At 67.2% G+C, this 615-nt stretch carries 1 protein-coding gene; it reads left to right on the top strand.

Annotation, left to right across the window (positions count from 1 at the left end; all coding sequences use genetic code 11):
* Positions 1-198: 198 nt before the first annotated feature.
* The coding region (locus Q3A80_RS31930; protein ID WP_446332755.1) for a winged helix-turn-helix domain-containing protein at positions 199-615 on the top strand (417 nt) is incomplete at its 3' end.

Here is a 615-nt window from a genome sequence, read left to right as displayed (position 1 = left end):
GCGCTGCACGGTGCCCGTGCGGATCGTGCGCGCCGACGGACGCATCGAGCCCGTCAGCGCGACGGCCGCGGTCGAGACCCGCCTCGAATGCGAGCTGCTGCGCTCGGGCGGCGTCATCCCGCTGATATTGCAGAAGAACCTGGCGATGCAGGAGGCTTGAGACCGAAGCCGCCCGCGACGCCCCGAATGCTCACGCTCATGATCGACCGCTCCATCGCGACCCAGATTGTCGAACTGATCAAGACGGAAGGACTCGACGTCGGCACGCACCTGCCCGCGCAGATGCTCGCCGACCGGCTGCGCGTGTCGCGCTCGCCCGTCAACGAGGCGCTCGCGCTGCTGCACGAAAAAGGCATCCTGACGCGCGAGCGCAATCGCGGCTTCTTCGTCGCAAAGCCGGTGATCGAGCCGCTGTCGGACGTCGTCGACGAACTCGGACTCGGCGAGGCCGACGTGATCACGAGCGTATATTTCCGCATCGCGGACGACCGCCTGAAGGGCGAACTGCCGGACGAGTTTTCCGAGCAACTGATCCGCCACCGCTACGGGCTGACGAACGCGCAGCTCACGGCCGTGCTCGGACGCATCGCACAGGAAGGCTGGGCCGAGCGCAAA

It is taken from the genome of Burkholderia sp. SR8 (assembly GCF_052851275.1).
This window is presented reverse-complemented; position numbering and strand designations above follow the sequence as displayed.